This window comes from Rossellomorea sp. FM04394, from assembly GCF_041889765.1.
GTDB lineage: Bacteria > Bacillota > Bacilli > Bacillales > Bacillaceae_B > Rossellomorea > Rossellomorea aquimaris_B.
The window spans coordinates 2080875-2094295 of record NZ_CP168654.1 but is presented as its reverse complement, the minus strand read 5'-3'; the positions used below and the strand labels follow the sequence as shown (position 1 = coordinate 2094295).

At 41.1% G+C, this 13421-nt stretch carries 13 protein-coding genes; 5 read left to right on the top strand and 8 right to left on the bottom strand.

Features of this window, described 5'->3' with window-relative positions; all coding sequences use genetic code 11:
• Window positions 1-112 precede the first annotated feature (112 nt).
• A complete protein-coding gene (locus tag ACCB35_RS10415) occupies window positions 113-481 on the top strand; it encodes a hypothetical protein (RefSeq protein ID WP_374056792.1) in 369 nt (122 codons plus the stop codon).
• Window positions 478-2046: a cation acetate symporter gene (locus ACCB35_RS10410; protein WP_044337215.1), complete on the top strand. Its 1569-nt coding sequence runs from the start codon at window positions 478-480 to the stop codon at window positions 2044-2046. The genes ACCB35_RS10415 and ACCB35_RS10410 overlap by 4 nt, the downstream gene beginning before the upstream one ends.
• Before the next feature lie 84 nt (window positions 2047-2130).
• Here ACCB35_RS10410 and ACCB35_RS10405 read toward each other — a convergent pair whose 3' ends face one another.
• A complete protein-coding gene (locus ACCB35_RS10405) occupies window positions 2131-2709 on the bottom strand; it encodes a GNAT family N-acetyltransferase (RefSeq protein ID WP_374056791.1) in 579 nt (192 codons plus the stop codon).
• A 442-nt stretch (window positions 2710-3151) separates the two neighbouring features.
• Between ACCB35_RS10405 and ACCB35_RS10400 the strand changes: the two genes are divergently transcribed.
• Window positions 3152-3967: an STAS domain-containing protein gene (locus ACCB35_RS10400; RefSeq protein WP_374056790.1), complete on the top strand. Its 816-nt coding sequence runs from the start codon at window positions 3152-3154 to the stop codon at window positions 3965-3967.
• Between the two features lie 50 nt (window positions 3968-4017).
• Here the strand turns inward: ACCB35_RS10400 and ACCB35_RS10395 are convergent, their stop codons facing one another.
• Together ACCB35_RS10395 and ACCB35_RS10390 are read right to left on the bottom strand one after the other, a co-directional pair.
• Window positions 4018-4494, bottom strand: a complete 477-nt coding sequence (locus tag ACCB35_RS10395) for a FixH family protein (protein WP_374056789.1) — start codon at window positions 4492-4494, stop codon at window positions 4018-4020.
• A 19-nt stretch (window positions 4495-4513) separates the two neighbouring features.
• A complete protein-coding gene (locus ACCB35_RS10390) occupies window positions 4514-5905 on the bottom strand; it encodes a PepSY-associated TM helix domain-containing protein (RefSeq protein ID WP_374056788.1) in 1392 nt (463 codons plus the stop codon).
• A 708-nt stretch (window positions 5906-6613) separates the two neighbouring features.
• Here ACCB35_RS10390 and ACCB35_RS10385 point away from each other — a divergent pair.
• Both ACCB35_RS10385 and ACCB35_RS10380 read left to right on the top strand, forming a co-directional pair.
• A complete protein-coding gene (locus ACCB35_RS10385) occupies window positions 6614-7828 on the top strand; it encodes a S8 family peptidase (protein WP_374056787.1) in 1215 nt (404 codons plus the stop codon).
• Window positions 7829-8218: 390 nt separating this feature from the next.
• The gene (locus ACCB35_RS10380) at window positions 8219-9826 is read left to right on the top strand and encodes a M4 family metallopeptidase (protein ID WP_374056992.1); all 1608 of its coding nucleotides are present in this window, start codon (window positions 8219-8221) and stop codon (window positions 9824-9826) included.
• Between the two features lie 128 nt (window positions 9827-9954).
• Here ACCB35_RS10380 and ACCB35_RS10375 read toward each other — a convergent pair whose 3' ends face one another.
• From ACCB35_RS10375 to arsC, 5 genes are all read right to left on the bottom strand, one after another.
• Window positions 9955-10269, bottom strand: coding sequence for an adhesin (locus ACCB35_RS10375; protein WP_374056786.1), 315 nt, complete (start codon window positions 10267-10269; stop codon window positions 9955-9957).
• The gene (locus ACCB35_RS10370; RefSeq protein ID WP_374056785.1) at window positions 10266-10682 is read right to left on the bottom strand and encodes a dual specificity protein phosphatase family protein; all 417 of its coding nucleotides are present in this window, start codon (window positions 10680-10682) and stop codon (window positions 10266-10268) included. The genes ACCB35_RS10375 and ACCB35_RS10370 overlap by 4 nt, the downstream gene beginning before the upstream one ends.
• A 12-nt stretch (window positions 10683-10694) precedes the next feature.
• Window positions 10695-12467 (bottom strand): arsenical pump-driving ATPase, encoded by a 1773-nt coding sequence (gene arsA, locus ACCB35_RS10365; RefSeq protein WP_374056784.1) that lies wholly within the window; start codon window positions 12465-12467, stop codon window positions 10695-10697.
• A 15-nt stretch (window positions 12468-12482) separates the two neighbouring features.
• Window positions 12483-12845, bottom strand: coding sequence for an arsenite efflux transporter metallochaperone ArsD (gene arsD, locus ACCB35_RS10360; RefSeq protein WP_374056783.1), 363 nt, complete (start codon window positions 12843-12845; stop codon window positions 12483-12485).
• A 128-nt stretch (window positions 12846-12973) separates the two neighbouring features.
• The gene (arsC, locus tag ACCB35_RS10355) at window positions 12974-13393 is read right to left on the bottom strand and encodes an arsenate reductase (thioredoxin) (RefSeq protein WP_374056782.1); all 420 of its coding nucleotides are present in this window, start codon (window positions 13391-13393) and stop codon (window positions 12974-12976) included.
• Window positions 13394-13421: the final 28 nt, after the last annotated feature.

The following is a 13421-nucleotide window of genomic DNA, read 5'->3' as shown; positions in this document are numbered from 1 at the left end:
TTGTAAGGTATATATTCTTCTAATATCGTAAAATCAATTTTATATTATCTTATTGGTAAAGGAGGATAGTGATCAATAATCAAAAGCAGAAACTTTGAAGGAGGGTTCTTTAATGGCTGGAGAATATTCAGAATATGATTATGTGGCTGCAGACACTATAGATGTCAGCGAACTTGAGCCACTCGATCCGGAAACAAGAAAAATCATGAAGGGTGAATTCAGTACTGGAATTAAACTTACGCTATTTTATTATGTTTTTATCTTATCAATCCCGATATTGAATTGGTATGCAGAAGGTTTTATGTTCTCACGTATGTGGGGAGGTATGACGTATAGCTGGTTTTTCACAAGTATCGTCGCCATGGCGATGGCTTTCATCATTGCCTATGTACATACAACTCTTTACGAGAGGCGTTTAAAGAATGATCGCCACATTTCCAGCCACTCCAATACATCTTCTGAGGAAAGGAGAATCAATTGATGGGTGTTTTACTAGAACCAAAGTTCCTTTTAACGCTCTTCTTAATGGGGACGATTGTTTATATAACCTACTTATCAAAGAGAAATGCCACCGCTTCTGATTATTTTGTTGGTGGTAGAAGCTTTGGCTGGTTTACTAACGGTTCAGCTATAGGTGGAGACTATTTAAGCGCAGCCACATTTCTTGGTATTGCCGGTTTAACCTATCAGCTGGGGTATGATGGTGCTTATTATGCATTTTGCTTTTCTATCGGTTTGACTCTTTTGGCTATTTTCGTAGCAGGTCCACTTCGTCGATTCGGCGCCTATACAGTGGCAGACTTTTTAGCGTATCGTTTTCACAGCAAACGTGCACGCCTCGCAGCTGTTGCTGTGGTTTTAGCCATTTCGGGCTTCTATGCAGCCCCTCAGTTACTTGGTGCTGCGCAAATCTTAAGCATGTTTTTTGGGACAAGCTATGAATTTGGAATCATTTTCACTTGTTCTGTCATGATTTTTTACGTTGGTATCGGTGGTATGAAGGGTACTACACTTAACCAGGCACTAGAACTATGGATTCGTCTTGGTGCCTTTCTTCTTATGGTTGGTGCTGCTATCTATGGTGGACTCCATTATCAGGAAATCCTGGCTTCGATTAATGAATTTAAAGGGGTTATTTCAGGAACCTCTGGATTTACTACTGATGGAAAGGATATACCTTTTGATGGTGCTGCTTGGACAGGTACCGGCAATTACTTCCCATCATTCTGGCAAACCATATCAATGACAATCGGACTTTCACTCGGTACGATCGGACTTCCGCATATCTTACTTCGTTTCTACACAAACCCTAGTGCTAAAGCAGCTCGTAAGTCCGCTCTTATGGCAATAGGTATTGCGAGTGTATTCTTTTTCTTTGCCGTATATCTTGGAGTGGTCGGACGCTCGATTTTTTTAAGCGGAGACACAGATCCAGGTGTCATGAAAGATCTTTTAGCGGGCGGAAACAATATGGTTGTTCCTTCCACTGCCCAGGCCCTTGGCGGTGAGTGGCTGCTTGGTCTTGTTATTGCGGGCGCATTTGCTGCCGTCTTTTCAAACCTTTCTGGTTTATTCATTGCAAGCTCCGGTGCATTGGCTCACGATTTATATGCGACTTTCTTCCGGAAAAACATTACAGAGAAAGAACGCGTTTTAGCCGGAAAGGTTTCGATTATCATTCTTGGTATACTCTACGGTGCTCTTGGTCTTATGGTAAAGGAAGCTTCCATCGGCCATCTGGTGGCACTGGCATTTACTGTTGCAGCGAGTACATTTACACCAATCTTCATCTTGGGTATTTGGTGGAGGGGAATGACGGAAAAAGGCGCAATTGCTGGTCTGGTTATTGGTCTAATTGCTTCTATGTACATGATTTTCTTTAAAACTACCTTACCTGAATTCCTACAATTTAATGTACCCGGATTAATAACGGTGCCGGTTGGATTCCTTTCTGTGTATATCGTTTCAAAGATCGATCGCAGAGTGCCTGGAGATGTAAACGAATTCATGAGAAAGGTCCATTCGAAAGAGTCGGAGGCAGCTTAAAAAAGTAGTCGATAAAACGACTACAGCAGAGGTTTGTTGAGGTAATGTATCTTTACGTTTAATAATAATGAGGTAGGGTCCTAATCAGGACCCTACCTCATCCATTTTGATTTTCCCATAGACGCAGGTATCCGTTAACCTTTCCCCATCAACCGAAAGATCCTCATTTCGCAGAATCCCCTCCAGCATATACCCAAGCCTTTCAGGAACCGCCCTGCTCCTCGCATTTGTGGATTCACACCTGATCTCTACTCTTTTTCCTTTTAATTCGCTTAAAGCAAAATCGGTCAATTTCCCAACTGCTTCCACCATGTAACCATATCCACTCATTCTTGTATCAATCCAATAACCGATTTCGAATTTAGGTACACTCCAATCGATGTTATGAAAGCCTGTTGAACCGACAAACTCCATTGTATCTTTTCGGAAGATGAGATACCTCAGACTTTCCCTTGTTAGAAATTTCGCGTGAGCTTCACGGGTGTTTGTTTCCGTATCTTCTACTGAAGGGTCATTTTGTGCAAATCCTAACCACGGTTTTAATTCAGATAGAGAAGCTTTAATGGCTGCATTCACTGCCCTGCCATCACCTGGCTGAGGCATTCGTAGTTCTAATCTTTCCGTTTCTAACACTGGTCGAACTTCAAGTAATACAGGATTCATACAAAACACTCCTTTTATCAAAATAAAAAACTCTCATTCTCAAGAAATACTTCTTGAGGACGAGAGTATATCTTTCGCGGTACCACCTCAGTTTATTGGCATGTCACCATACCAACCTTTTCGGATAAAACGAATATCCTATCTCTATAACGGGAGACGCCGATGTATTCCTGCAGAAATAGCTTCATACATAACTCCAAGTCTTTTACCATAATGATCATGATGGCCCTTTTTCAGCTAGTAGAGCTCTCTGTACATCAATTTCTTCATTATGTTCTTCTCTTCATCGTCTGATTGGAAAAATTTTAAATTAATGAAATTATAAGGTAATGACATCATCTTGTCAATATACCTGGTATACTATTACTCTAGTCTTTCCAGCCTATACTAAAAATTAATAATACTTTATAATAAAGGAAAATCATACATCTGGAGGAGAAAAATGACTCACCACACAATTACTACATCTATTGGGGATCAATTGATTGAGAGAAAACAGGATCTCGCCAATACCATTTTCTCAAATCTTATAGCTTCTTATCCAACACTTTACGTGGAAGAAAAAAGAACTGAAAGCCTCCCCTATTTTGAGCAGCTTATCGAACTTATAGGTGAAGGCTTGTTAAGGGGAGAAAATAACTTGGACAAATCAAGTCAGTGGGGAAAAGAAGTAGGAAGACTTGCTTCAGGCCAAGGCGTCCCTTTGCAGATGTCCATAAGTAAATCCTCTTTATATAAAAAAGTTATTTTAGAAGATATCGTTTTGCAAAATGAAGCAGCAATGTCTAAAGAAACCTTACTGCAAATCACACATGATATCGATCGCACATTCACCACAATGATTTCTGCTTTCTGTGAAGCATATAGTGAGTATGCAGAAGAACAGCTGAAAATATCTGAAGAGAAGTATTTATCCTTATCCACCCCTGTCGTCCCAATATTCTCCGACTTGGCTGTATTGCCTCTCATTGGTCAAGTGGATGAAGTACGTGGAGAAATGATGGCAGAGCATGTCCTTCTTGAGTGCAAAAAGCTTTCCATCCATAAACTTATCATCGATTTATCCGGTGTGTATGAAGTGAATCCTTTGTTTCAACAAGGTATCATGAAGTTGATTGATAGTCTTAAATTACTTGGGATTGAGCCGATTTTATCAGGGATGCGTCCAGAAATGAGTATTGAATTTGTACAGATGGGTATAAATATTTCAAGTATGAAAATCTATCAATCATTAAATAAAGCGGTAGAAGCTCATTAAAAATGATCATGCATGAAAGAAAGGACTTCATTCACTGAAGTCCTTTCATATCAATGATGTTGTCCCCCACCCTCTCCTTCTTGTTGACTATCTTCTTCCATCTGTTTCATTTTCTCCATCTCTTCTTTAGATACTTGTCCAACAATGAATTGTTTCTTGGGCATCACATGCATATCACGTGCCGTTACATGGGTTTGTACATAATAAACGCCGGTTTCTTTGAATGTTTTTCTAATACTATATACACCATCTTTTTCATGGGTTGCCTCAATCAATTCACTTTCCGCTTTGTCGTTCATTTTCCACACTTCAAACTGTATATTTTCAGCATCTTCTACACTTTCACCGGCTTGGGTCACTTTAACCTTTATGTTACTTTCCTCATTAGGTGAAATTTTTTCTGGAAGAGAGATGTTCACTTCCACTAGCTGAGCTATCTCTGATTCACTTGCAGAAGAACTGGCAGTACATGCTGCTAACACTGCCATTGATAACCCGATTCCTAAAGCTGTTATGAGTTTGTTCATATTATTACTCCTTTATACTTTAATTTAGCCAGGTCTTTAATGGTTTAATATGTGGAAAAACTAAACGGTCCAGTAAAAACACAATTATGATGGATATTCCAACGAGTGGCATGATGACACCCATCACAAGCATGATGATAAGGACGGCTCTTGTCATTTTTTTATCTTTAGGCTTAGTCGGCGCTCCCGATTTACCTTCCGGTTTGCGTTTTCTCCAAAGGATGAGTGAGCTTACTACCATTCCAATCAAGCCAATACAAATGATGAGACCGATGATTTGATTAGTGAGTCCAAATAAGCGGCCTTCATGCAAGGCAATCCCCATTGTGATGGCTTTTGCCATAATGCCATAATCACTGAAGCGTACATCGCTTAAGATGGAACCTGAGTATTGATCCACGTGGAGAGTCGCGTTATCCCCGGGTTTTGAGTGAGAAGTAGCGATGGTGTATACAACCTTATCCCCTTGAGGCATAGAAATCGTATACGGTTTTTTTATCTTTTCATTCCTCGCGATATATGTAGCATCTTCTATTGATAATGGAACATATCCATCTGTAGTAGAAGATGGTACTGACATGTTTTCCGATGCCCAAGGTACATCTTCTGCCAAATCTTTCGCTTTTACCACTGATTGAGGCTTTTCTCCAAAGCTGGTAGCAAATGCCGGATATCCAGTATTGGTGGAAGTCGCGAGTCGATTGATTTGCTCCCCCATCACACCCGACCACGGCAGGCCTGTCAGGATTAGGATCAAAATGGATACTGATAACCAAAACGCTGGCACTGCATGCATATCTCTCCAAAACGTCCTGCCTTTTTGTCTGAACCTTGGTAAGATGGTACCCCAAATCGAGGCTTTGTTTCTAGGCCACCATATATATAGACCCGTTATTAGTAAAATGACAGCCCAACACGCAGCAAGCTCTACTAATCGATTGGCTACCGTGCCTCCAACAATCAATTCACTATGTAGCTTTTTAAAGATTTCTGTAAATTTCACATCATTTTTTATTGATCCCGCAACATTTCCTGTATAGGGATTGACATACACTGAAAACATCTCTCCATTATTCATTACACTGAATTCCGTTGTTCGAGAGGGATCATCATACACCTTCATTGATGTGACGATCTGGTCAGGTGCTTCCTCCCTGACCTTTGCCATTTGTGCAGAAGGACTGATTATGGAAGAGCCTTTTTCCTTTACAAAATAGACATCATTATACATTATGGATTCAATTTGTGGCTTAAATAAATACACGGCCCCACTTAATGCTAAAATAACTAAAAACGGGGCAAAAATGATTCCTGCATAGAAATGCCATCTCCATACAGTTTGGTATAGCACAGCTCTTTCTTGTTTCTTTGATTGCTTTGGGGCAGATTCTAATTTCTTTTCGGCTTCCATCTTTAATCTCCTTTAGTGATTTCCTTGTAAAAGGGATAACGTAATAAAAATAACTTCAGATCAATCAACTTTAATTTTCCATCTAGTGTGAACTGACTTTTTAGCCAGTATTAAATGTACTATGGAGTTGTGAAATAAAAATGAAACCGTTATATTTTTGCTTAAAGCAATAGAAAAGATCCCATTGGAAAACACATCCACTGGGATCTTTTCTGTATGTCATGGTTGGTCATTGAGGTTTCCATGAAAGGATCGAATGAGGGACGGACCTTCACCCACCCTTCCTAAAAAATATGCTAATGATAACATTATTATTATGGTGGTTCACCTACTATCTTCATCAGAAAAGGAGGTCCGTCCCTCAAAAATTTAAAATTGATGTTGGGAAAATACGTGACTGTTTTCCTATGGTCATTTTTGATTTTGAGGGAGTTTGAAGGAAAGTTTTCTTGATTCCAGGTGTTTTTTTAATTTGGTTTGATTCATTTCCCTTATATTTACAAATGCTGAGTTCTCGCCCTATTCTCTTTTTTTGAAGGGTTTGCTAGAATCCTAGTTAGCAAGAATCATACATAGTTTTCTTTCACACATTCTCTTATTCTTGTGAAATTGATTAAAGGAGGTATTTCATAAGCAAGCGCTTTGATGCTCAATCCATTTGTCGTTGAACCACGCCATTCAAAAAAAGAAAAACGGAGGAATGCTATAATGAAGTTTAAAAAAATTGCTGCTCTATCATTAGCTGCATCACTTGCTCTAGTCCCAAGCTTCGGAGGAAGTGCCTTTGCTCAAGATCAAAACCCTCTAGAGAAAGCCTCTCAAAAGACAACTGTCAATAAAAGCTTTGAAAAAGGCAGTTATGTAAAAGGTGAGGTCATTGTTAAATTCAAAGATGGCGTGACCGAGTCAGAAAAAGGAAATACCCTCAAAAAGGCGAATGCAGCTGCGGTAAAAGAAAAAGATTCTACGAAAAAGCCATTCGAGGTATTAAAAGTAGGAAATGTTGAAGCAACTGTAAAAGCATTAAGCAAAAACCCGAATGTGGAATACGCTGAACCTAACTATACCTTCTCAGCAACCTGGACCCCTAATGATTATTACTACCAAGGCTATCAATATGGACCCCAAAACACGTACACACCTAGTGCATGGGATCTTGCACGCGGGAGCAGCGGACAGGAAATTGCCGTTCTTGATACAGGTGTAGATTACAACCACCCTGACTTAGATGGTAAGACGATTCGTGGTTATGATTTCGTCGACAATGATTATTATCCAATGGATTTAAACGGACATGGTACACATGTAGCGGGTACGGCTGCTGCTGAAACGAATAACGGAACCGGGATTGCCGGTATGGCTCCAAATACAAAGATACTTGCCGTTCGTGTATTAGATGCCAACGGAAGTGGATCACTTGATGATATCGCGGCAGGTATTCGATACGCTGCAGATCAAGGCGCTGAAGTTCTGAACCTTTCCCTGGGTTGTGACTGTAATACAACAACTTTAAAAAGTGCAGTTGATTATGCGTGGAACAAAGGGTCTGTCGTCATTGCCGCTGCTGGAAATGACGGAGTATCAACAACGTTCGAGCCAGCTTCTTATCCAAACGCAATTGCCGTAGGAGCAGTTGATTCCAGAGACCGTAAAGCTTCTTTCTCAAACTATGGGACATGGGTGGATGTAACAGCGCCTGGAGTTGACATCGCTTCTACCATGCCTAACAATGGATACTCATACATGTCAGGTACATCGATGGCTTCCCCTCACGTAGCAGGTTTAGCTGGATTACTTGCAGGGCAAGGACGAAACAATGTTCAAATCCGTCAAGCAATTGAACAAACGGCTGATCCTATCAGCGGTACAGGTTCTTACTTCCAGCATGGAAGAATAAACTCTTACGATGCTGTAAGATACTAATATGTAGTGAACCCCCCCTTAACCCATTTGGTTGAGGGGGGGTTCCACTTTATTGAAGCTTCTTTTCCAACATAATAGAAAAAGTTCAAATGCTTCAAGTACTGATAGTGTACTAGATATGTACTCACCTGGCTGGCCAGGCACCCTCACCTTTTGCCGCTTAGTTGAAAATTAAAAATCACCCTAATTTAAATAAAAGTTTTTATCCAATAAAAAAGTCCGTTTATATGAAAATTTTCCTGAATAGGACCATTATTTGTCTACTCTATACCCTCAAAAAGTCCTGCATTTTCTCAATACCGTCTTCTTCTTACCTATGATAATCTATTTTTGACAGAATTTTTAGAAAAAAGAGGAGGAATCTGTTTGAGAAAGAATAAAATCATTAGCATGGGGTTATCCGTCGGTCTACTGTCTGGAATGATGGCAACTGGGAGTTTAGCTGCACCATCGGACAATGCTCTCTTTCAAATGAATAAAAAAGAAGGAACACCGGAATTTGTTTCGGGACTATTATCTGCTCCATCCGGAAAAAAGGCAGAGACTATCGTTCTTTCCTTTTTAGAGAAAAACAAGGCTAAATTCAAGCTTTCTGATGAGAAATCGGACGAGCAGTTCAAGGTGTTGTCTGTTGAAAATGATGAACTTGGAAATAGAGTCGTTCGCATTCAGCAAACCTACCATGGGGTACCTGTTTGGGGTTCCACACAGTCAGCAGTTGTAAAGGAAGATGGAACACTTCAAGCTTTTTCCGGTACTGTCGTAGCTGACTTGGATCAAAAAATCACCTCATCAAAAAAGAAAGTGAACGCGAAAAAAGCCTTAACGATCGCTAAGAAAGATCTTGGAATTGATCCTAAGTTAGAAAAAGAGGCTAAACCGGAATTGGTCATCTACACAGATGGTGATTCTACTTCCTTTGCATATTTTGTAAACCTGAATTATTTAGAACCGTCTCCTGGTAACTGGAACTATTTTATAGATGCTAAAACAGGAAAGATATTAAATAAATACAATGACATGCATGAAGTCACAGGAACGAATCAAGTAGGAACCGGTAAAGGTGTATTAGGTGACTCTAAACCGTTGAACACAACCCTTTCAAGTGGAAAGTACTATTTGCAGGATAATACACGTGGAAATGGTGTGTATACATACAACATGAACAATCGTACCTTCTTCCCACAATTCTTCTTACCCGGCACCTTGTGGTCGGACAGCGATAATGTACTGAATGCTGCATATGATGCCCCAGCAGTTGATGCTCATCATTTCGCAGGTGTCACGTATGACTTCTACAAGGATAACTACAATCGTAATTCTTATGATAATCAAGGCGCACGCCTGGTGTCTTCAGTTCACTACAGCAGCGGGTATAATAACGCCTTCTGGAACGGATCCCAGATGGTGTATGGTGACGGAGATGGTACCACGTTTGCCCCACTTTCTGGAGGAATTGATGTTGTCGCTCATGAATTGACTCACGCGGTGACAGATTTCACTTCTGACCTTGTTTATCAAAATGAATCAGGAGCATTGAACGAAGCGATTTCAGATATTTTTGGAACATTGGTAGAGTATGAGAATGGAGCGAATCCAGATTTCGAAATCGGAGAAGATATTTATACACCTGGCACATCCGGTGATGCCCTCCGCTCCATGAGCAACCCTGCTAAATACGGTGACCCTGACCACTACTCTAAACGTTATACCGGTACAGGAGATAATGGCGGTGTTCATACAAACAGTGGAATCATCAACAAGCAGGCTTACCTATTAAGTGAAGGTGGTAATCATTATGGAATAACCGTTCCCGGAATAGGCCGTGAAAAGCTTGGGGATATTTATTACCGTATGAATACAGTGTATCTGACAGCTTCCTCATCCTTCAGTCAGGCAAGAGCTGCAGCTGTACAGTCTGCAACCGATTTGTATGGCAGCACTTCAGCGGAAGTCAATGCTGTAAAACTATCATTTGATGCAGTTGGAATAAATTAAAGAGTTTGCGAGACCGGCAGGGATTTCTCTGCTGGTTTCTTCATTGAAATTTCTTCATTCTTCATAAAAAAAAGCCTGTTTCTAAGTACAATAAGTACCCAAAACAGACTTCTTCTATTCAGGATACCTTAACAGCATCCGCTATCCGGCACACCCACTAATACTAATCCCCCATCTTGGACATCTAAGGTGATGTCATCAGTCATAGAAATCACATTCGTATCAAAGGCAACCGAAACTCCATTAATTTCTTCCACTTTATCTGTTGCTTGGGCTGAATCTAAAGAAACTCCAATTTGTGGCCCACAGCATCCACCTTGATTAAGGAAAAACCTGATACCTTCCGAATTGTTCTCTGCCATTGCATTCAACAGTACTTCTTTAGCTTCATTCGTAATATTCATTGTATTCAATCCCCATTTCTTCTGAGGTCCGTCCCTCAATTCTTTGAATATAGCTCTTTTAATACATTTTTCAGTTCTGGTTTTATATTGATCTTGGGTCGGACGCTTTTGGCTTTTGTTTCGGCTTCTTCGAGTGTGGAGGCTTCTCCCAGGGACAGGAGTGTTCCTGCTGCTACCGTACCTGTTCGGTTACTTCCTCCGTTACAGTGGAAGTAGACGTTTTTGCCATTTTGATAGGCTGTTACCACCTCATCGATTGCGCGTCTTACAGACGCTTCCTGTTGATCGGCATTCTCTACAATCGGGCGATGTTTGCGGGACACTTCATCAAATTCCACTCCTGGTGCTTCCGCTCGTAAGTCGACGATTACATCCACCTTATCACGAACTGAGTCTGCATCATCGAAACCCCCGATATAAATCCGATCTTTTACTAATTCATTGTAATTCATTGTTATCCACCTTTACTTAGAGTAGTCCATCAGTTTTTTGTAGCCTATCTTTTCTTCACTCATCCACGGAATGAGAGCGGTCTTGTTTGCATAGCCGTTATGCACTTTTTGTATCCATTCCCTCTCTGAGACAGATCTGCCTCTTAACACGGGATCTGTTGTGTTCGTTACAGATAAGCTTTGATTGATGACCCACCATTTTGGGTGAATCTCCGCTCGTTGCAAATCTTCCTGAAGTCGTTTCGCTTCGAAAACAGGGGTAGCTTCAGGTAATGTCACTATCACTACGCTCGTTTCGTTTGGATTACGAAGACGAGGCAGTAAATTTTTCACATGGTCTTCCACCTCTCCTTTTGAACGCGACACTTCTTTCGTATAAGATTCAGTTGCATCAAGTAAAAGCAGGGTATGGCCAGTGGGAGCAGTATCGATCACGACTATTTCTTCATCCGCTTTCCCTACTATTTCTGCAAAAGATTGGAAGATGGCGATCTCTTCGGTACAAGGGGAGTTTAAATCTTCCTCCAGATACGCCATTCCTTCTTCATCGAGACCCTCTGCAGCTCTTGATAGAACAGATTTTTTATAGGACTCAACCGTCTCCTTCGGGTCGATCTGGCTGATCCTTAAGTCGTTCTTCCCTGGTTCTTCTTGAAACATATGAGTTAAGTGGGCTGCGGGATCTGTTGTGGTTAAATGTACCTTATGTCCCCTTTCAACCAATCCAACAGCAATGGCAGAAGCAATGGTGGTTTTCCCCACTCCCCCTTTTCCCATCGTGAAAATGACACGGGTGTTGTTTTGGGAGAAATCATCTATCACTTCTCTTAATCCGGGAATTTCAATTGATTCATCGTCAACAACATTTTTGGCATTCGGGTTAACCTCTAAATGAGAAAGTAATTGCCTCAAGGATTTCGTTCCCGTTAAGGAATACGCTACATAAGGTAGCGAATAAGTTTGAATTTCCTTAAGAGCAGTCGGCATTGAACGTAGTGCTTCTTGCTGACGGCTGTAAAAGGCCGAGGCAACCGGATCATCCCATTGATGCTTGCCCATCAATCCATTTACAATTAACATTTGATTTTTCATTCCAATGTCCTCGAGTTCTGTTGATGCCCGGTTGGCTTCCATTAACGTTGAAGAATCCGGCCGTGCAACAAGTACAAGGGCAGTTTTTTCCTTATCGGATAAAACGTTAACTGTTGAAGAATACAAATCCTTCTTGTCTCCAAGTCCTGAAAGAGGTCCTAAGCAAGAAGCTCCATGTGTACTCTCCTCCAAGAATCCCGTCCAAGCTGTTGGAAGTTGCAGTAAACGGAGTGTATGTCCTGTCGGTGCCGTATCAAACACAATATGATCGAACTGATCCACTATGACAGGGTCCGAAAGCAAGCTTGTAAACTCATCAAAAGCGGCAATTTCAACTGTACAAGCACCAGACAGTTGCTCCTCCATATTACTTACTACAGATTCTGGGAGCTTCCCTCTATATGGTCCAATGACTTTTTCACGGTATGAAGCGGCCGCTTCTTCCGGGTCAAGGTTACAAGCAAACAATGTCGGTAAACCCGGAACTTGTTTAGGATGATTGGTAAGTTCGATTTCCAATACATCTTGTAAATTGGAAGCTGGATCTGTACTGACGATCAGCACCCTTTTTCCTTCATCAGCAAGGGCAATGGCTGTTGCACTCGCCGTAGACGTCTTCCCCACTCCGCCTTTACCTGTAAAAAAGAGGAATGGTGTATGATGGACAGCCTCTAATTGGAACGATGTGAACATTGTACCCCAACTTTCTTATTTCTTATTAATATCCAATGTCAGTCGTACTTTTCTTTTCTCATTCAATTCTTCAGCCGGTACTTCAAACCATTGTGAAAACTCTTCATTAGAAGGATATTTTCCAATAGCGGCTTGTTTCCCATCAACAAGCGTGACAGGTAAAGCATCCGGACCTTCATCATGTAAAATACGATTGATCACCACATGGTCGGCAAATGCCCCTGGATCATTCGCTAAATTGTATCGGCTAATATCAAACCCTTGTTTTTCAAGTGAATAAACTGCATTTGCGACACGAGTAAGCTCAGGATCGATACTCGGACCACAAACCCCTGTCGAACAACACATTGCCGGATCAAAAATTTCAACCTTTGCCATCGAAATCCCACTCCCATTCTTATATTTATATAAAAAATAGCCGAGAAGCTTTTCTCGGCTTTATAAAAGAGGGACGGACCTATTGTGCAGGAATTTTAATATTGCGAGAGGTCCGTCCCTCTATTTTTTTACTTTCCGGTGTCAGCGAATGTTTTGATGCGATCGCTTATTTCATCACGTACGCGTTGGAAGAATGCCCATTTCTCTTCATCCGTCCCTTCGGCTTTTGCCGGGTCATCAAAGCCCCAGTGCTCACGCTTGACATGTGGAGGGGTCATTGGACATTTATCAGCTGCATCACCGCAAAGCGTAACAACTAAATCTGCATTATTCAAAATGTCAGGATCGATGATATCAGAAGTTTGGTTTGAAATATCAATCCCCGCTTCTTTCATTGCTTTTACTGCGTTAGGATTTAATCCATGCGCTTCAATACCTGCACTTTTCACATCCCACTCTTCTCCTAAATGATGCTTCGCCCAACCTTCTGCCATTTGGCTGCGGCAAGAGTTACCTGTACATAAGAAGTATAGTGTTTTTTTAGACATAGTAATCGAGCTCCTTTTGTTGTAAGTT

Coding starts and splice junctions, on each gene's coding strand:
- ACCB35_RS10415 (WP_374056792.1), top strand. CDS start 113: ATGGCTGGAGAATATTCAGAATATGATTATGTGGCTGCAGACACTATA.
- ACCB35_RS10405 (WP_374056791.1), bottom strand. CDS start 2,709: ATGAATCCTGTATTACTTGAAGTTCGACCAGTGTTAGAAACGGAAAGA.
- ACCB35_RS10400 (WP_374056790.1), top strand. CDS start 3,152: ATGACTCACCACACAATTACTACATCTATTGGGGATCAATTGATTGAG.
- ACCB35_RS10395 (WP_374056789.1), bottom strand. CDS start 4,494: ATGAACAAACTCATAACAGCTTTAGGAATCGGGTTATCAATGGCAGTG.
- ACCB35_RS10390 (WP_374056788.1), bottom strand. CDS start 5,905: ATGGAAGCCGAAAAGAAATTAGAATCTGCCCCAAAGCAATCAAAGAAA.
- ACCB35_RS10385 (WP_374056787.1), top strand. CDS start 6,614: ATGAAGTTTAAAAAAATTGCTGCTCTATCATTAGCTGCATCACTTGCT.
- ACCB35_RS10380 (WP_374056992.1), top strand. CDS start 8,219: ATGGGGTTATCCGTCGGTCTACTGTCTGGAATGATGGCAACTGGGAGT.
- ACCB35_RS10370 (WP_374056785.1), bottom strand. CDS start 10,682: ATGAATTACAATGAATTAGTAAAAGATCGGATTTATATCGGGGGTTTC.
- arsA (WP_374056784.1), bottom strand. CDS start 12,467: ATGTTCACATCGTTCCAATTAGAGGCTGTCCATCATACACCATTCCTC.
- arsD (WP_374056783.1), bottom strand. CDS start 12,845: ATGGCAAAGGTTGAAATTTTTGATCCGGCAATGTGTTGTTCGACAGGG.
- arsC (WP_374056782.1), bottom strand. CDS start 13,393: ATGTCTAAAAAAACACTATACTTCTTATGTACAGGTAACTCTTGCCGC.